The organism is Bacillus salitolerans (genome assembly GCF_042680805.1).
GTDB classification, from domain to species: domain Bacteria; phylum Bacillota; class Bacilli; order Bacillales; family SA4; genus Bacillus_CJ; species Bacillus_CJ salitolerans.
In genome coordinates this window covers 214751-233201 of the sequence record NZ_JBHUEM010000001.1, presented here as the reverse complement: position 1 = coordinate 233201, position 18451 = coordinate 214751, and the positions used below count along the sequence as shown (strand labels likewise).

General features: G+C 39.0%; 12 protein-coding genes. All 12 read right to left on the bottom strand.

The features are described from left to right. Window positions 1-143: 143 nt before the first annotated feature. On the bottom strand, window positions 144-1613 hold the full coding sequence (gene pelG / locus ACFSCX_RS01080; RefSeq protein WP_377926232.1) for an exopolysaccharide Pel transporter PelG: 1470 nt from the start codon (window positions 1611-1613) through the stop codon (window positions 144-146). Continuing rightward, entirely contained in the window at window positions 1594-3018 is a 1425-nt protein-coding gene (gene pelF, locus ACFSCX_RS01075; RefSeq protein ID WP_377926231.1) for a GT4 family glycosyltransferase PelF, read from the bottom strand. Before pelF ends, pelG begins: the two co-directional genes overlap by 20 nt. Next, window positions 3015-4868, bottom strand: coding sequence for a DUF2194 domain-containing protein (locus ACFSCX_RS01070; protein ID WP_377926230.1), 1854 nt, complete (start codon window positions 4866-4868; stop codon window positions 3015-3017). The genes pelF and ACFSCX_RS01070 overlap by 4 nt, the downstream gene beginning before the upstream one ends. Beyond that, on the bottom strand, window positions 4855-5787 hold the full coding sequence (locus ACFSCX_RS01065; RefSeq protein ID WP_377926229.1) for a tetratricopeptide repeat protein: 933 nt from the start codon (window positions 5785-5787) through the stop codon (window positions 4855-4857). The genes ACFSCX_RS01070 and ACFSCX_RS01065 overlap by 14 nt, the downstream gene beginning before the upstream one ends. Then, complete coding sequence (locus ACFSCX_RS01060; protein WP_377926228.1) at window positions 5777-7012, bottom strand: hypothetical protein; 1236 nt, start codon at window positions 7010-7012, stop codon at window positions 5777-5779. The genes ACFSCX_RS01065 and ACFSCX_RS01060 overlap by 11 nt, the downstream gene beginning before the upstream one ends. Window positions 7013-7370: 358 nt before the next feature. Further along, a complete protein-coding gene (gene icmF, locus ACFSCX_RS01055; protein WP_377926227.1) occupies window positions 7371-10625 on the bottom strand; it encodes a fused isobutyryl-CoA mutase/GTPase IcmF in 3255 nt (1084 codons plus the stop codon). Beyond that, on the bottom strand, window positions 10622-11272 hold the full coding sequence (locus tag ACFSCX_RS01050; RefSeq protein ID WP_377926226.1) for a TetR/AcrR family transcriptional regulator: 651 nt from the start codon (window positions 11270-11272) through the stop codon (window positions 10622-10624). The genes icmF and ACFSCX_RS01050 overlap by 4 nt, the downstream gene beginning before the upstream one ends. A 113-nt stretch (window positions 11273-11385) precedes the next feature. Continuing rightward, complete coding sequence (locus ACFSCX_RS01045) at window positions 11386-12525, bottom strand: acyl-CoA dehydrogenase (protein ID WP_377926225.1); 1140 nt, start codon at window positions 12523-12525, stop codon at window positions 11386-11388. 165 nt (window positions 12526-12690) lie between these two features. Then, window positions 12691-13821 carry an acyl-CoA dehydrogenase gene (locus ACFSCX_RS01040; RefSeq protein ID WP_377926224.1) on the bottom strand — a complete coding sequence of 377 codons (1131 nt, stop codon included), beginning with the start codon at window positions 13819-13821 and terminating at the stop codon, window positions 12691-12693. Window positions 13822-13866: 45 nt separating this feature from the next. After that, window positions 13867-14718, bottom strand: a complete 852-nt coding sequence (locus ACFSCX_RS01035; RefSeq protein ID WP_377926223.1) for a 3-hydroxybutyryl-CoA dehydrogenase — start codon at window positions 14716-14718, stop codon at window positions 13867-13869. 91 nt (window positions 14719-14809) lie between these two features. Then, window positions 14810-15994 carry an acetyl-CoA C-acetyltransferase gene (locus ACFSCX_RS01030; RefSeq protein ID WP_377926222.1) on the bottom strand — a complete coding sequence of 395 codons (1185 nt, stop codon included), beginning with the start codon at window positions 15992-15994 and terminating at the stop codon, window positions 14810-14812. 201 nt (window positions 15995-16195) lie between these two features. Beyond that, window positions 16196-18310, bottom strand: coding sequence for a (Fe-S)-binding protein (locus ACFSCX_RS01025; RefSeq protein ID WP_377926221.1), 2115 nt, complete (start codon window positions 18308-18310; stop codon window positions 16196-16198). Window positions 18311-18451: the final 141 nt, after the last annotated feature.

The following is an 18451-nucleotide window of genomic DNA, read 5'->3' as shown; positions in this document are numbered from 1 at the left end:
CTTGGTGCTGCACTTCTAAAAAAACATCGACGACCCATTCCTTTGTGCCCTAGTCTTTCCGGAAAATTTACCCATCACAATGTTCATTATTTAGTTCTATTTTACGTATTTTCTTAAATTCCGACAAATGACTTTAGTCATGATTATACAAATTTCTCGTTTAAAAATCGTCCAATTTTGGTAAATATCTCATATCTCGATTTCTTATGTCTGACTCCTTGACCTGTAAAAGCAAAATAATCTATCTCCGATACATAGGAAATGAGCCTCCAACTTCCATATGCAAAAGATAGGCTACAGCCGATGGCAAAGCTTAAACCATAATAACCATCTCCGAACGGAAGGAATAGGAGAGAAAGAATGAGATTACTTGCAAAAAGGATAACAACTGTAAGTAAAGCTCCTTTGCGGTCTTCAAAATATAATAATAGTAAATTCACAACTAATACCATGGCATTGCTAAAGGCTCCAACTAAGGTGAGTCTGAAAATCGTTAAGAACTCCTTCGGTAATAGCAAATAACTAATGAAAAAGGGTGCAAGTAATAAGATCGTAAACGAAAACAGTCCTTGATTCCGAAGTAGACGTTCCATTTCTTGTTTTAATACTCGCTGCATTTGATATTTCGCTTGCTGAATCTGGCTAAGAGAACCACCTCTATTAATATAGCCATAAAAAGAGCGATATCTGCTATAAAAGCGTGTTTCAATAGAGATTACAAAAATAACCATCGTTGGAATGATCGTTAAATAAGACCAAAAAATAGCGGTGTCATAAAAACGGTGAAATCTAAATGTCGCCTCTAAAAGGATAGAGCCTGAACCAAACCAAATGACCCAGTTACACACCCAAATTGCCATATTATATAAAAACCCATTCCAAAATAAAGAGGGATATTTATCATAATATTGTAAGTAATTAAATTGGTTTTTGACTCCTTTATCGGGGAAACTAATTAGTAGCGCATATAGTAAAATGTATAGTGTGACAACCATTCCTGCAGTAAAGCCACTTAGTAGAATAAAAGCTTTAAAATAATGAGAATAGGATTCAAATGGTAGGAGGTTGACACTCCCATAAATTGCAACGATGGTTGTTATTCCTCCAAATAAAAACGAAAGCGCGACAGGCTGATAATATTTCGCCGCTGTTAAAAAGGTAAACAGGATCCAAATGACATTTAATGTGATAAAGAGTATAAGTAATAGCACTTTGTATAAAAGGGGGAGTGGGGAAAGCACACAGAATATTCCCCATAAGAATAGTGCTAGAAAAATAACCACTTTCGTACTACCAATAAAAGTAGGGAATACATCTTTAAAGTTTTCCACATAAAACAAATCAGCCAAATACCTAGTGACTATTAGCTGCTTCATTCCGAAAATCACTTGTGAAAAAATAAAACTATACGAGATAGAGATCACAAATAACTCCCTTGTATCATCGGGAATATTTGTAAATGAACGTATAATGGCCTGTATAAGAGCTACTGTTACAATCACAATAATCCATGGTCCTGCTGTGATTAATCCTGCAAAGCTATAGGCTTTAATCCTTGATGAAAAGTAATCCTCTTTAAAAAGCTTTTGCATTTTAAACCCAATACCTGCCATATTGTTCACCTCTCTTCTTATATATCTCCCTATACTTTTTGATTACTTCGGAAAGCTGATACAAATGTATGGCCCGTTTCCTACCATTTTCACCAAAGAGAATACCTTCTCTTCTGTTTTCTGCAAACCATTTGCATTTATCCGCCATTTCTCTTGGATTTACAGGTGGTACGATAAATCCTGCTTGGCCATATGGATCGTGTAGTCCATAAAGTAACTCTGAGCATGAGCCTACGTCCGTTGTCACCCAAGGAATACCGGCTGCCATCCCTTCTAATACCGCAAGTGGCTGCCCTTCTGAAATACTACTTAATAATAAAAGGTCAAATTTACTTAAATAGTCTAGAACATTCACCTGACCAGCGAGCGAAACATAGCCCTCAAGTTTTAGACGTTTGATTAACTGCAAGCATTCTTCTGCGTAATCCTCATCCTCATCAAGCGGTCCCATAATCGTTAGGAAAAAGGAAATTTCATCATCTGCTAGCATACGGGCTGCATAGATCATGGTCTTTACATCTTTTATTGGGACAACTCTCACAATCGCACCAATATGGAATTGATCTTCCGTTTCACTTTCCCGCTTGACCGTCATATACTTCTCTATCTCAATTCCATTTGGTATGATAGAAAACTTTTTCTCAGGAGCTCCAATGAGCTTTTGGTGATAACTATTTTTTTCAAATAACGTAATAATATCATCTGCTTTATCATATGCCTGCATGGATATATGATGGAAATAATTAATCCATCGACTTTTATAAACACTTGGGATCCAATCTGCTTGCAAGATTTCTTCTTCTCTCTCCCTAGAGTAAATGCCATGTTCTGTTAAAATGTAAGGGACCTTTTGCGTTTCTTTCATATACGCACCTATTAAGCCCGCATAACCGGTAGAAACAGAATGAATCACGTCAACCTTTGGATAGGTCCTCTGTAACAGGTTAATGATTGGGGTATACATGGACTTAAACATCCAGAAATACTCAAGAAATGAACTAGATTGCTTTTCAGCTTCATAGCTTTTTTGGACGATTTCCCAAAAGGAACGACTGTGAAAAAACTCGTCCATACTTCCTAGTTTATGAACATTACCGAGAAGTGAAAACGCACCTCTTCCATACCTTTCAAAACGAAACCACTCTAATAGATTCTGTTCCTCCTCTTTTGTTAAGTTTGTATTTATGTTTTCAAATGTCGGTTCTCCAAGGCGGTAGGTTATAATTTCATCGACATTACTCGGGAGATCATACTTATACGTTCCTACTTCTTTAAAATCTCCAGGCATAATGGAAATAATCGTAAACGTGTGTTCCGGCATTTGTGCGATGAGCATGTGGACCCAGCTTGCCACACCCCCGCGAACATACGGGTAGCTTCCCTCTGCAACAATTCCAATTCTCATCGTGCTTCATCCTTTAGTTTTATCGTTACATATGGCTTTTTTATTTCCACTGTATAGAGATTGTCAGTGTTTTTCAGAGACGTAACAGAGTAACCTTCGTACTCCCCGTCTTCTAACATTTTCCCTTCCCGTGTCCGAACAAAGACATGGGTTGGGCTTGGTATTTGTGTTCCTTTAATCGTAATTTGGTCTTTCTCATGATACACATTCAATGTTGAATTCAAATAGGAGATAAGCCTATCTCTTCCTTGTGCTGTCGTATAAGGTTCTAGCTGCGGATGCTGTTCCTGTAAGTAATCAAGTAGTTGAATATACTGGTGTTTCATCTCCTCCCAGCTACGCCCCTTTGAGCGATAATCATCTAACACATCGTCTGGGTGAATAAAGTGAGAAAATACTCCAAAGTTAAGAAGCGCATCATTTAAGATAAAGTAGTCTATTTCACCATCTAAATCATAGCCACTCGTAATCCGAGGGAAATGAAAAAGGTCTTCGTACATAGAGTCGAATTCAAACTCCTGCACTAAGTCACCTGTTTGACGGTTCCCTACATATAAACCTGCGAGCACTTTTAAATCGGGAAGCTGATTCATAAGGGCATGAATTCCCGTTTCACCGATAATGTTAGACGGCGGAACATACGTCGTTAATGTTGAGCCCGGGAAGAAGTGTAAAAACATTTCCCTAGCGCGGCGAATACTTTCCTCCATACTCTCCTGAGACGGCCATGGTACATAGCCTAATTGTGGGTTTGTTGATTCACTTTCTAACACTAACGATTGATGGTTGTAACCGTGTAACCCCACTTCATGGCCATTTCTAAGAGAGTCACGCCCGTAGTACACCATATGATAATCGTTTGATGTAATAAGTTCATCAGCACTCAATTCCATATCATCCCGATATGTTCCGATTAATACGTTTGTATATAAAAAGCGATATTTCTCTCCAAGCCTTTTCATATCTGGCCACCAGACCTGCTTATAAAACTTCTCAGTTGAAAGTCCATAGTCTCTCTTAATGGACCAAGCTGTTCCAAAAGGTACAGGTGAAGGAAAATCATCAATAAACATCACTTTGATTGCCGCTTGCCCTGAGACAAAGGAAGGGATAAGCAACGAAAGAGAATGGGTAATTAATCCCCTTGCTAACTTGTCTGTTAGAAATGTACCATTCCAATATAAAACAGTCCCTTCCCCATACTGAAATGTCCATAATAACGGGGTTTCCTCTGACCTTATATACACGTTTGCCTTCTCATTTAATGTGAGGTCTAGCATGCTATTGGAAATCGAGGATTCATCACTAGCAACGTTTGGATAGCCCGGAAAGAATGTAGTTTCAAAATGAATTCCATAGCTTGGCTCTGGAAAATACCCAAAATTCTCCTCAATCCCAAGTAAACTAGCCCAATTTGGATCATAGAAACGGGAGGAAATGTAAAGGCTCCCACCACGATCTACAAAACGTGTAATATCCTCTAACTTTACATGAGAAGCATCTCCTCCTGTAAGCATTACTACATTATACGGGGTGGCTTCTAATTCATTTATTTGGTTGGCCTTAATAAAGCCATAGCGTATTTTGCTATAATGCAGTGAGTAAGAGATATTTTCTAGTAGCAGACTATTCTCAACATCAAATGCCTCACCAATTATATAAACCATTAACTCTTCACCGTTTGGCACATGATCTGACTCGTCAGACATCAATTCTACTTTGAATTCATTTTTTGTTGAAATCGTAAATATTCGATACAAAACCTCAGGCTTCAAGAATTGAAGGGTTACTATTAGTAAAAATGTCATCCCTAGAACGATCATCATTAACCTTCTGCTATGCTTCATCATCTGTTACCATTCTCCTTACTAGGGAAAGAAGCGGTTTCATGTTTGTAGGTACTTCCTCCTCATCGATCATTTGGTCCATTTTCTCGAGTGTTTTCTTTAACCTTTGATATTCTCCTACTGTGAAGGATAGCTCCATTAATTTTAAATAGCCCTCGAACTTATGCGGAAATTGCTCGATCATTTTTTCACTATATTGAATAGCCTCATGCAGCTTCTGTTCTTTTTGTAAGATGTTTACATATTGTAAGTGAAACGAGAATTCGGTAGAAAATTGCGCAATGGCTCTCTCGGTTAGTTCTTTAAATTCCTTACGAATCGTTTCACTCATAAATTCATTTAAGATATTACTTTCTAAATATCGTTGATAAACATTACTTAACCGTTTAAAGCTTCTCATATCAACATTTGAAAACTCAGTTTTTATTTGACTAATTTCTTTTTCAAATCTTTCCTTTAAAAAATTTATTGTTGTCGCGGCATAGTGTACGGTTTCACTATCTTTATTCATTAAGGCTTTTTGTAAAAACTGTCCTTGATTCATGATATCCGACTCGAGTAGGCGCACAATTAGCTCTTTTCTCACGTTTGAATTCTCTGCATCAAGGCTGCTTGAGAACGATATTAAATTTAAATCCTTTACAGCTTCCATTCTAACTTCTTCATAGTTTGCAACATCAAAGTCTATATAGTCCTGATAATTATCAGTCAAATCCTTTTTATTAAAATGCGAGGCGAAAAGTGCGAGGAAACCTAGTACTATTCCAGCAACAGGAATAAAATAACCTAAAAAAACAATTAGAAAGTAAATTCCTTTTTTGTCTTCTATCATTCGTTTATTTATCTGTTTTAACCATATCGTTAATACGATTGCATAAACTAAATAAGTGATAAGGATGATTGGTAATAAATTATCCGTCATAGGAAACCATCCATTCTTCAAGCCTTTTGAAAATTCTCTTTTTTAAATTGTCGATTCGAGCTGGATCTGTTCCTGGCAAAAGAATATAAAGCATATTCTTATCTTCATCATAACCAACCTTATCTACTTCTCTTAGCTCGTTAAATATTTCATAATTAATTTCTTTCAAGAAATAGGATGAGCTGGATGACATTTTTATTTCTAAAAGGGCAAAAGGCTGCTTGAAGTTTTCCTCTCGTTTTCTCTCAATTCTTATGTACTCATCTAGGTAATCCTTGTAATATATGTTTGTACCTTCAAACATTTTAACTCGATTCAGCATCACACTTTTTGCTTCCGCTTTTGCATAACTATCAGAAATAATTTGTAGCAGCCAGTACAAAAGTTGAATTCCATGTTCTGATAGACGGTAAAAATCAATTTGTTTAATAATGAGAACTTGACGAATTTCTCCGTTCCTCATGATTGGTCCTGCAATCACAGGAGCACTTTTTGGATCCGAAGCTTTTTTTATCGTTATTTTTTTCTCCATTAAGAGTCTTTCATAAAAATCTTTTGAATCAGCTAACAAAATCGACTGAGGTAACTCGTCAATATTCCCTTTTCTCACCTTTATTCTCATTGATCTTAATGACCGATCCAAATGGTAGATTCCGAAGGTTTCTGCATGAAAGTAATTCATTAAGATATTGATGGCTTCATCTGTAATAATCTCTAGATTGTCTTGATCCAGCAGCTTTGTCATTTGATAGACAGAAGCAATACTTGTTTCCGATTCAATAACCCTTTCCTCTAACACTTTATTCGTGAACGACAAATCCTTAATGGTAGATTCAATGTTCTCCAAAGTACTGCGAAGTTCTTCATTTCGAAAATGAAGATCCTCATATCTCTCTCTTTGTGAAGTAGAAAATGCACCCGCAATTATGGAGATGATAAAGAAAATGATGAATTGGAGTCTTCGCTCCGTTTCAAAAAACAATAAAAATAGATCCTCACCCGAAATCAATGTGCGTAAACCAAAATAAACAATCGTTATAATAAAAGTTAGAACTCCAATCCTCCACCCATACCGTATACTAAATAATAGTAAAACAAGAATAAATGGACTTGGCTGTATGTCTATTAGTTCAAATTCAACGATAGAATCTATTATAAAAATGAGGATAAATAGGACAAACAGTTCAATTAGCTTTCGTATCGTGCTCCCTTGTTGATAAAACATCCTGCACCTCAAACATACTTATTTTCTCTCTATTACTGATAGTATCAAAATTGTTTCTCTTAACCAAGGATGGAAAGTAGATTGAAGAACAAAAGGCTCAGGGCGCCCCGTTTAGCCTCAGGCAGAAAAATGTTCTGTCATGAAAAAAGGGTGGTTTCCCTTTTATGCATGACAGAACATTTGACCAAGGAAAGAGTGATTTTTCTTTTTCCCTTGAGTAGGATGAAATGGCAAAAATCGTCGCCATTTCATCTTGGCTGGGCGCTGGAGCTGGATTCCACGTCACTAGGCCATTCTCTTGCTGAAAACTTTTATACTATCATAATAAAAAAAAGAAGGGCAAAAAATCTGCCCTTTCTTACATGTTACGTCTATATTGTCCGCCAACCTCGTACAATGCGCGAGTAATTTGCCCTAAGCTCGCAACCTTTACCGTTTCTAAAAGTTCTTCAAAAATGTTTCCACCTGAAACGGCTACCTGCTTTAATTTTGTTAAAGCTGCTTCTGTTTTATCTTCATGGTGGCTTTGGAATTCACGAAGATTTTTAATTTGTTGCTCTTTCTCTTCTTGAGAAGCACGGGCAAGCTCAATGTTATTTAAATCATCATCTGATGGTGGGTTTGGATTTAGGTATGTGTTTACTCCGATAATCGGCAGTTCACCATTGTGCTTTTTCATCTCATAGTACATGGATTCTTCTTGAATCTTCCCGCGTTGATATTGCGTTTCCATTGCACCAAGTACTCCGCCACGGTCATTTATTCTCTCAAACTCTTGCAAGACGGCTTCTTCTACAAGGTCTGTTAATTCTTCTATGATAAATGCACCCTGCAATGGGTTTTCGTTCTTTGTTAATCCATGCTCTTTTGTGATAATCATTTGAATAGCCATTGCACGTCGTACAGATTCCTCTGTCGGTGTTGTAATCGCTTCGTCATAAGCGTTTGTGTGAAGTGAGTTACAATTGTCATGAATCGCCATTAATGCCTGAAGGGTCGTACGAATATCATTAAAGTCAATTTCTTGAGCATGTAGTGAACGTCCACTTGTTTGAATGTGATACTTCAGTTTTTGGCTACGTTCATTCGCACCATATTTATCACGCATAACGATAGCCCAAATTCTTCTTGCTACACGTCCAATGACTGTATACTCAGGATCTAGACCGTTACTAAAGAAGAATGATAGGTTTGGAGCAAAGTCATCAATTTTTAATCCACGGCTTAAATAGTATTCTACGTATGTGAATCCGTTCGCTAGCGTAAACGCTAATTGAGAGATTGGATTTGCTCCCGCTTCTGCAATATGATAGCCAGAAATGGATACAGAATAGTAGTTTCTTACATTCTTAAGTGTAAAGTATTCTTGAATATCACCCATCATACGAAGTGCGAATTCTGTAGAGAAGATACAAGTATTTTGTCCCTGGTCCTCTTTTAAGATATCCGCTTGAACGGTACCGCGAACAGTTTGAAGGGTTTTCTCCTTTACTTCTAGGTACTCTTCTACTGTTAAGATTCTTCCTAGTTCGGTTTCACGCTTTTCTACTTGTTGGTGAATCGCCGTATTGAAGAACATCGCTAGAATAATAGGTGCTGGACCATTGATTGTCATGGACACAGATGTTGATGGTGCACATAGGTCAAAGCCAGCGTATAGCTTTTTCATATCTTCTAGGGTACATACACTTACTCCGCTTTCCCCAACTTTCCCATAAATATCAGGTCGGTAATCTGGATCTTCACCATAAAGTGTAACGGAATCAAAGGCTGTACTTAAGCGCTTTGCATCATCGTCTTTTGATAAATAGTGGAAACGGCGATTTGTTCTTTCCGGTGTCCCTTCACCAGCAAATTGACGTTTTGGATCCTCTCCTTCTCGTTTAAATGGGAATACTCCTGCAGTGAATGGGAATGCACCTGGGACGTTTTCTTTATAAACCCAACGTAAAATTTCTCCATGATCCACAAATTTTGGTAACACAACCTTCGGAATATCTAATCCTGAAAGACTCTTTGTCGTTAGTTTTGTAATGATTTCTTTGTCACGAACCTTCGTCACAAATTCTTTTCCAGCGTACTTTTCCTTTAATGCTGACCAGCCTTCTAATAGTTTTTTAGATTCTGGTGTGAGCCTATACTCAAATTCTTGTTTTGCGTCTTCAATCGCTTGAACGGCTTGATCATTTCCACTAACGGCTTCCTTTGCACCTTCTAGCTGGAATAGCTTACGTGCTACTTCTACTTGTTCAGCCGATTTTTTATGATAGGTACGAACAGAATCAGAGATTTCACGTAAATAGTAGCGACGATTATTTGGAATAATGACATTTTGCTTTTCAACTAAATTCTCTTTGTTGAAGGATGTTTCCCAACTCTTGTTTGCCTTATTATTGATAAGATCTACTAATGCAGCAAAGAGAGAGTTTGTTCCTTGGTCATTAAATTGACTGGCAATTGTCCCGTATACCGGCATGGTTGATAGGTCTTGATCAAATGCCATATGACTTCGTTGATATTGCTTTTGAACCTGGCTTTTTGCATCTTCAGATCCTTTACGTTCAAACTTGTTGATAACAATTAAGTCAGCATAATCAATCATATCTATTTTTTCTAGCTGTGAAGGAGCCCCGAATTCGCTAGTCATCACATACATCGCGATGTCACTAATTTCACGAATTTCAGCATCCCCTTGACCGATCCCACTCGTTTCAACGATAACGAGATCAAAGCCTGCAGCTTTTACTACGGAAATAGCATCTTTAATGGCAAGAGATAGCTCAGTTCTTGATCCACGTGTTGCTAAACTTCTCATGAATACTCGTGGATTGAAAATAGCATTCATACGAATACGATCTCCTAGCAGTGCTCCACCTGTTTTTTGTTTCGTTGGATCAACGGAAAGAACCGCAATCTTAATGTCCTTGATTTCATTTAGGAAACGGCGAACGAGTTCGTCAGTTAGTGAGCTTTTTCCTGCTCCCCCAGTACCTGTGATACCGATTACTGGGACTTCTAGCTCGAGCTCTTTTACTTTTTCTAATACTGTCTCTGCCGCAGCAGCTGCCTCATCCGTCGCTCCGACTTGACCTTCTGCAAGTGTGATAAGTCTTGTAACCGCTTGAATCTTGCCTTCTTTTAACCCATCAAGCTCATTCGTAATGGAAGTAACCGTTGGAAAATCACAGTCCTCGATCATTTGATTGATCATTCCTTGAAGACCGTACTTACGGCCATCTTCGGGTGAGAAAATTCGTGCAATGCCGTAATCATGAAGCTCCTTGATTTCTCTAGGGATAATTACACCACCACCACCACCGTAAATACGGATGTGGGAAGCGTTTCTTTCTTTAAGCAGGTCATACATATATTTGAAATATTCAACGTGACCACCTTGGTACGATGAAATGGCAATACCTTGAACATCCTCTTGAATAGCTGCTGAAACAACCTCTTCTACTGAACGATTATGACCTAGATGTATAACCTCAGCCCCACTTGCTTGGATGATACGACGCATGATATTGATGGATGCGTCATGTCCATCAAACAAGCTAGATGCTGTAACAAAACGGATATGATTTTTGGGTTTATAAATCTCCACTGTCGTCATTCATTACCCTCCTTTAGATTTTGCGGGTTTTTTGAAAGTCCCTCTAAGACATTTTGAATTTGTAGGTCTGTATATTCTTCAAGTGTATAGAGCCTTTGAAGGGCCCATCGTCTAAAGCCCCACATTTGCCCTTGCACAAATATGTTATGCGCGATAAGCTTTCGCTCTTTTAGACCTACCGATAGCTCTCCATTTTCTACACAGCTCGTTAATATCTCTTCAAACATTTCGACCATCTCGAGCTCTTTTTTTAATACGTAAGGAAGATCTTCCTTTGAAAGTGATTTTGCCTCCTGATACATAACAAGTACTTCGTCTTGCATTTCATCCATTACTTTAAAATAAGAGGAAATTGCATATTTTAGACTTTCTGTATTTCCACACTTTGTACCAATGTCTTTCTTCAGCCGATCTCGAACTTGATCATAAATCCGATCGCACACAAGATAGAGAACATCCTCTTTCTTGCGAATATATTCATATAGTGTTCCAATGCTAAAACCAGAAGCCTTGGCAATTTCTCGAGTTGTTGTGCGATGGAACCCTTTTTCTTTAAATAAGGAAACGGCTCCTTTGATCATTTGATTTCGCCTTAATTCGATTAACCGTTCATCCTTTACTGATGCAGGCACATTTTGTTTTCTCATCTTTGGCACACCACCCTAGAGGAAGTGAGGCTTACTATTTAGGAGCAACCCACTACTTTAACGTTGCACCTTATCCACCCAATTGGGATTTCAGCCTCTTTCACCTCTATGTTTTATTTCGCTAGCATTCTTGAAATAACTAAGCGTTGGATTTCTTGCGTTCCTTCATAAATTTGAGTAATTTTCGCATCACGCATGTAGCGCTCTACAGGGTAATCTTTTGTATAACCGTAACCACCAAATACTTGTACAGCTTCCGTTGTTACTCTCATTGCAGCGTCTCCAGCAAAAAGCTTAGACATTGCTGACTCTTTTCCATAAGGAAGACCTTCTGACTCTAACCAAGCAGCTTGGTATGTTAGTAATCTAGCAGCTTCTACACTTGTTGCCATGTCTGCTAACTTGAAGCCAATACCTTGTTGGTCGATAATTGCCTTTCCAAATTGCTTACGCTCTTTCGCATAATCAACAGCAGCATCAAGAGCACCTTGTGCGATACCAACCGCTTGAGCCGCTATACCGTTACGTCCACCGTCTAGTGTCATCATCGCAATTTTGAAGCCCATACCTTCTTCACCAAGTACATTTTCTACAGGAACTCTGCAATCTTCAAAAATAATTTCAGTTGTAGGTGATGAACGAATACCTAATTTTGCTTCTTTCTTACCTACGGAGAAGCCAGGGAAGTCTTTCTCAACGATGAACGCAGTAGATCCTCTTGTCCCTTGTTCTGGATTCGTTAGAGCGAATACGATGTAAATATCTGCGACACCACCGTTTGTGATGAAGATTTTAGAACCGTTAAGAATGTAGTGGTCTCCATCCTTTTTTGCCGTTGTTCTCATTCCACCTGCATCCGATCCTGAACCAGGTTCCGTTAAACCGTAAGCACCGATTGATTTTCCTTCTGCCATTGGACGAAGATACTTTTGCTTTTGTTCTTCTGTACCGAATTTGTACACTGGCCATCCTGCTAGTGATGTGTGAGCAGATAAAGTAACTCCTGTTGATGCACACACGCGAGAAAGCTCTTCAACTGCGATTACATATGCTAAATAATCACTTCCAATTCCGCCATACTCCTCTGGCCATGGAATTCCTGTTAAGCCTAACTCAGCCATTTTGTCAAAAATATCTTTGTCAAATCGCTCTTCCTCGTCACGTTCAGCAGCTGTAGGTGCCACTTCATTTTTTGCAAAGTCACGTACCATTTTTCTAATCATTTCATGCTCTTCTGAAAGTTTGAAATTCATTTTTACGTCCTCCTGTAAGGAAATTTGGTTATAATCACTTTTTTATCAACAATTCGATCTTCTTTTTTTGTTTTTTCAACTTTTTTAAAAGGATTCGGTCCATTTTACATGTTATTTCGACTTTTTTTTCTTACATTTCTATCATTTGCCATTCATTTCCAGTACCTAAAGCTTTTTACTAATAACTAAACGCTGGATTTCACTAGTACCCTCGTATATCTCACAAATTTTTGCATCTCGGAAAAAGCGTTCTACAGGGTAGTCTTTTGTATATCCATATCCACCGTATACTTGAATGGCTTCTGTTGATACTTCCATTGCTGTTTTAGATGCATATAGCTTTGCCATTGAAGCTTCTGTTCCGCAAGGTTGACCATTCATTCTTAAGAACGCCGCTCGATAGGTTAATAGCTTCGCAGCTTCAATAGTAGTCGCCATATCTGCAATTTTAAACCCTACCCCTTGCTGGTCAATAATAGGTTTACCAAATTGCTTTCGATCCTTTGCGTAGGCAACAGAGTGTTCTAGGGCTGCTTCTGCAATACCAAGAGACTGTGCCGCAATACCTATACGTCCTACATCTAGGTTAGCCATTGCTACTTTAAAGCCCTGACCTTCTTCCCCTAAAAGATTTTCAGCTGGGACTTTCGCATCTTCAAAAGACAGCTGGACTGTACGGGAACCGTGAAGCCCCATTTTATGTTCATCTTTACCAATGATAAGGCCCGGTGTATCCTTTTCAACAATAAATGCCGATACCCCGCGACTTCCTTCTTCGGGATTTGTGGAAGCAAATACAATATACGTATCTGCTTCACCGCCGTTTGTGATAAACACTTTCGAACCATTTATTATATAGTGATCTCCATCTTTCACAGCTCGAGTTTTTAAACTAGCTGCATCAGAACCTGCTCCTGGCTCTGTTAGGGCAAACGCACCTAAATATTCACCCGACGCTAGTTTTGGAATATACTTTTGCTTTTGTTCTTCCGTTCCGAAATATAGAATTGGATTTGTTCCAACAGATGTATGAACGGATAGAATAACCCCCATAGTGGCACTCACTTTTGAAATCTCATGAATGGCAATAATATAGGACATAAAGTCCATCTCTGCTCCGCCATATTGTTCAGGAATGGGAATTCCCATCAACCCTAATTCGCCCATTTTCTTCAAGATATGCTTTGGAAATACTCCTGCTTCCATTTGCTCAATAAATGGAGCAATTTCAGCTTGAGCAAAATCTCGAACCATTTTCCGCATCATGTCCTGCTCTTCAGTAAATCGTAAATCCATCTCGCTGCAACCTCCTCATGGTCAAAATCGCTAAGCTTCATACTCTTATTCGTAAGAGTAAAATCCTCGACCTGTTTTACGTCCTAGCCAGCCTGCTTTCACGTATTTACGTAGTAGTGGGCATGGACGGTATTTGTCATCACCGAATCCTTCATGCAATGTTTCCATAATATAAAGACACGTATCAAGGCCGATAAAGTCTGCCAATGTAAGAGGTCCCATTGGGTGATTCATTCCTAGTTTCATGACTTCGTCAATCGCCTCTGGTGATGCAACACCTTCATATACGGTGTAAATAGCCTCGTTAATCATTGGCATTAGAATTCGGTTAGAAACGAATCCTGGGAAGTCATTTACTTCTACCGGTACCTTCTCTAGCTTTCTCGTTATCTCTTCAATTGTGTTATACACTTCATCTGTTGTTGCAAGACCACGAATGATTTCTACTAGCTTCATAACAGGTACTGGATTCATAAAATGCATCCCAATCACCTGCTCAGGGCGTTTCGTTACAGCGGCAATTTCCGTAATTGGTAGAGAAGATGTATTTGTTGCTAAAATAGTATGTGCAGGTGTAATCTCATCAAGCTGTTCGAAAATCTTTTTCTTAATATTCATGTTCTCAACAGCAGCTTCAATGACTAGATCTACACCTCCTGCATTTGATAATTCGGTTGAGCTTGAGATACGATTAACGATTGACAGTTTATCATCCTCAGACATACGACCTTTTTCTACTTGTCTAGACAGGTTTTTATTAATTGTTCCAAGTCCTCTTTCAACAAATTCAGGTTTCAGGTCATGAAGAGTTACATCATAGCCTGCCATTGCACATACTTGTGCAATTCCAGAGCCCATTTGCCCTGCACCAATTACCATAATTTTTTGGACATTCATTTTGTTTCCTCCTTTTTTATGAAAAACTGAACTTGTGATCCTGCTTTGTATGTGCTTTGTAGAGACTTCGGTAAAATCATCGAAACAATTCTTAGCGTGGTACCTCTATCATAATTGCATCACCCTGACCGCCACCGCTACAAATGGAAGCGATTCCAATTCCACCACCGCGACGTTTTAGTTCGTGTGCTAGTGTGATGATAATTCTTGCACCACTTGCGCCAATCGGATGACCAAGTGCTACAGCCCCACCATTTACGTTAACTTTTTCCGAATCTAATCCTGCTAGCTTCTCACTTGCTAATGCAACAGCTGCGAAAGCTTCATTTACTTCAAACAGATCGATTTCGTCAAGTGATTTTCCTGTTTTCTTAAGCAGTTCGTTTATAACAAGACCTGGAGTTTTTGGAAAGTCCTTGGCTTCAGTTGCGATTGCGCTATGACCAAGGATGTATGCTAACGGTTGTTTCCCTTCCCTTATTGCTCTCTCTTCGCTCATTAGGACTAAAGCTGCTGCACCGTCATTTACTCCTGGTGCGTTTCCTGCGGTAATGGTGCCACCTTTGCCGAAGACTGGATTCAATTTTCCTAACGCTTCTAAAGATGTACCTTTTCTCGGTGCTTCATCGTGGTTTACAACGATTGGGCTCCCTTTCCTTTGAGGAACTTCAACCGGTATAATTTCTTCCGCAAGCTTTCCTTCCTCCATTGCACGAAGAGCTAGTTCATGGCTACGAAGTGCCCAGGCATCTTGTGCCTCCCTAGTTAATCCAAGCTCATCTGCTACACCATTCCCATATGTCCCCATATGAACACCGTTAAACGAACACGTTAGTCCATCGTGAACCATTAAGTCTACAACTGGAGAGTCTCCCATACGAAATCCCCATCGTGCTTTTGGCATGATGTAAGGAGCATTGCTCATTGACTCCATTCCACCAGCTACAATAACATCTTCATCTCCTGCACGAATAATTTGATCGGCCATCGTCACACTTCGTAGTCCAGATGCACAAACTTTATTAATGGTTTCTGTTTTTACTTCCCATGGGATTCCAGCATGACGTGATGCTTGACGAGAAGGGATTTGTCCTTGTCCACCTTGTAATACAGTTCCAAGGATGACCTCCCCAACCTCATTAGGTGAAACATTGGCACGAGTTAATGCTTCCTTTATCGCAATTCCCCCAAGTTCAGCTGCTGTAAAAGTACTTAACGCTCCACCAAACTTACCAAACGGTGTACGAACTCCACTTAAAATAACTGTTTTACTCATGATTTCTCCCCCTATCAGAAATATTAATCTATATTCAAAGCTGTGAAACAATCTTGTGAAACGAGAAAATTCGGGTAGTGACTGTCACCTAGTCAATCGATTGAACGCTCGCTCGATTCAATTCGTGAAAGTGGGTGTACGATATCAAACCGTACACCTCACCTATACTATATTTGTCGTTTACTAGCTTTAGAATTGAGATTAAGAAGCGATTTCCTTGAGATCTCCGATGACAGATTTCTCTAGAATTTCAACAACATCCAATGTTTGGACTGTTTCTTCTACTTCCTTCGCTTTTGTTCCGTCACTAATCATCGTTAAGCAATAAGGACAACCACTACTTATGACAGAAGGATTTACCGCAAGAGCTTGTTCTGTACGAGCAACATTAATACGATTTCCAGAATGCTCTTCCATCCACATTAATCCTCCACCCGCTCCACAGCACATACCTGTTTCACGTTTGCGCTCCATTTCAACTAGGTTTACACCAGGGATGGATTTTAAGATTTCACGCGGTGGATCGTATACATCGTTGTAACGTCCCAAATAACAGGAATCATGGAAGGTAATCGTTTCTTTCACTTCAAACTGTGGCTTTAAGCGACCTTCTTTCACAAGTTGTGCTAATAGCTCAGTATGGTGATATACTTCACCTTCGAATCCAAAATCAGGATATTCGTTCTTAAAGATGTTATATGCGTGAGGATCGATTGTGACAATCTTTTTCACTTCATTTTTTTCGAATTCTTCAATATTCTTCGTCGCTAGTTCTTGGAACAAGAATTCATTTCCTAATCTACGAGGTGTGTCACCTGAGTTTTTCTCCTTATTTCCTAGGATGGCAAATTTAACACCTGCTTCATTTAAGAGCTTAGCAAATGATAAAGCAATTTTTTGGCTTCGATTGTCATACGACCCCATCGAGCCAACCCAGAATAAGTATTCAAATTCTTCGCCTGCTTTACTTAGTTCCTTAACCGTAGGGATATGAACGTCCTCGCGAGCCTCGCGCCAGTCTTCACGCTCTTTACGGTTTAAGCCCCATGGATTTCCTTGACGCTCAATGTTTGTCATTGCACGCTGTGCATCTGCATCCATTTTTCCTTCTGTTAATACTAAATAACGTCTAAGATCAATAATCTTATCAACGTGTTCGTTCATAACTGGACATTGATCTTCACAGTTACGACAGGTTGTACATGCCCAAATTTCTTCTTCTGTAATGACTTCACCGATTAGGCTTGGGCTATACATGTCAATCGCACCTGCAGACTCCTCTACTCCTTTACCAGCAGCCATCATTGCAATTTGATTTCCTTTTGTATTTGAAAATGCAACTGCAGGTACCCAAGGGGTTTTTGATGTAACAGCAGCACCTGTATAGGTTAAGTGATCACGCAGCTTTATAATTAAATCCATTGGTGAAAGCATTTTTCCTGTACCTGTTGCTGGACACATGTTTGTACAGCGTCCACACTCCACACAGGCATAAAAGTCGATCATTTGATTTTGTGTAAAGTCTTCAATTTTTCCAACACCGAACGTTTCTTGTGTTTCATCTTCAAAGTCAATCTTCTCAAGCTTTCCAGGCTTCGAAAGTCTACCTAAAAAAACGTTTGCTGGTCCAGCAATTAAGTGAGCATGCTTTGATTGTGGTACGTATACTAAAAACGTTAACAAGAATAGTAAATGAATCCACCAAGCAATATAAAATACGACAATGGATGCTGTTTCACCAATCCCACTAAAAATCATGGCAAATAGGGATGCAATTGGTTCACTCCATGTCGGTTCATGCCCATGCCAGATAATTCCCATTCCATTACCTAACAGCACTGACAGCATTAATCCGCCGATGAATAATAAGACTAGACCTGATTTAAAGCCTCTTTTTAGTCGGACAAGCTTTTCAACATAGCGGCGATGAAATGCCCATACAACCGCAATAAGAATCATAAAAGTGACTAATTCTTGGAAGAACGTAAATCCTGGATATAAAGGTCCTAATGGTAGGTGTGACCCTGGCAGGAGCCCTTTCAAAATAAAATCGATGGCGCCAAATTGGACGAGGATAAAACCATAAAAAAACATAACGTGTATGATTCCACTTTTCTTATCCTTTAATAATTTCTTCTGTCCAAATACGTTAACCCATACTTTATCTAGTCGTTCCTTGAATTTACGATCAAATTCAACTTTTTTTCCTAGTTTAATGTAAGCAATACGCGTTCTGATTAAGTAAACAAATAAATGCACTGCGTAAGCGGTTACAATCAAAAATGCAATGAAGTTAATCCAAAGTAGTGAATTCATCGTTTGACCCCTTTCCTAGGCTATCGGGAAAGTAAAGTTCCTGTTTCCTTAAGTAGCCTGTTTAAAGTAAAAAATAATGTCGGAATTGCACTCCGCATCAGAAAAACTACTCAGTCAGTAACGCCTATAGACTACTCTTTA

What these genes read in the sequence shown, in the direction of transcription:
- pelG (WP_377926232.1), bottom strand. Translation starts at nt 1,613, where the DNA reads ATGGCAGGTATTGGGTTTAAAATGCAAAAGCTTTTTAAAGAGGATTAC.
- pelF (WP_377926231.1), bottom strand. Translation starts at nt 3,018, where the DNA reads ATGAGAATTGGAATTGTTGCAGAGGGAAGCTACCCGTATGTTCGCGGG.
- ACFSCX_RS01070 (WP_377926230.1), bottom strand. Translation starts at nt 4,868, where the DNA reads ATGATGAAGCATAGCAGAAGGTTAATGATGATCGTTCTAGGGATGACA.
- ACFSCX_RS01065 (WP_377926229.1), bottom strand. Translation starts at nt 5,787, where the DNA reads ATGACGGATAATTTATTACCAATCATCCTTATCACTTATTTAGTTTAT.
- ACFSCX_RS01060 (WP_377926228.1), bottom strand. Translation starts at nt 7,012, where the DNA reads ATGTTTTATCAACAAGGGAGCACGATACGAAAGCTAATTGAACTGTTT.
- icmF (WP_377926227.1), bottom strand. Translation starts at nt 10,625, where the DNA reads ATGACGACAGTGGAGATTTATAAACCCAAAAATCATATCCGTTTTGTT.
- ACFSCX_RS01050 (WP_377926226.1), bottom strand. Translation starts at nt 11,272, where the DNA reads ATGAGAAAACAAAATGTGCCTGCATCAGTAAAGGATGAACGGTTAATC.
- ACFSCX_RS01045 (WP_377926225.1), bottom strand. Translation starts at nt 12,525, where the DNA reads ATGAATTTCAAACTTTCAGAAGAGCATGAAATGATTAGAAAAATGGTA.
- ACFSCX_RS01040 (WP_377926224.1), bottom strand. Translation starts at nt 13,821, where the DNA reads ATGGATTTACGATTTACTGAAGAGCAGGACATGATGCGGAAAATGGTT.
- ACFSCX_RS01035 (WP_377926223.1), bottom strand. Translation starts at nt 14,718, where the DNA reads ATGAATGTCCAAAAAATTATGGTAATTGGTGCAGGGCAAATGGGCTCT.
- ACFSCX_RS01030 (WP_377926222.1), bottom strand. Translation starts at nt 15,994, where the DNA reads ATGAGTAAAACAGTTATTTTAAGTGGAGTTCGTACACCGTTTGGTAAG.
- ACFSCX_RS01025 (WP_377926221.1), bottom strand. Translation starts at nt 18,310, where the DNA reads ATGAATTCACTACTTTGGATTAACTTCATTGCATTTTTGATTGTAACC.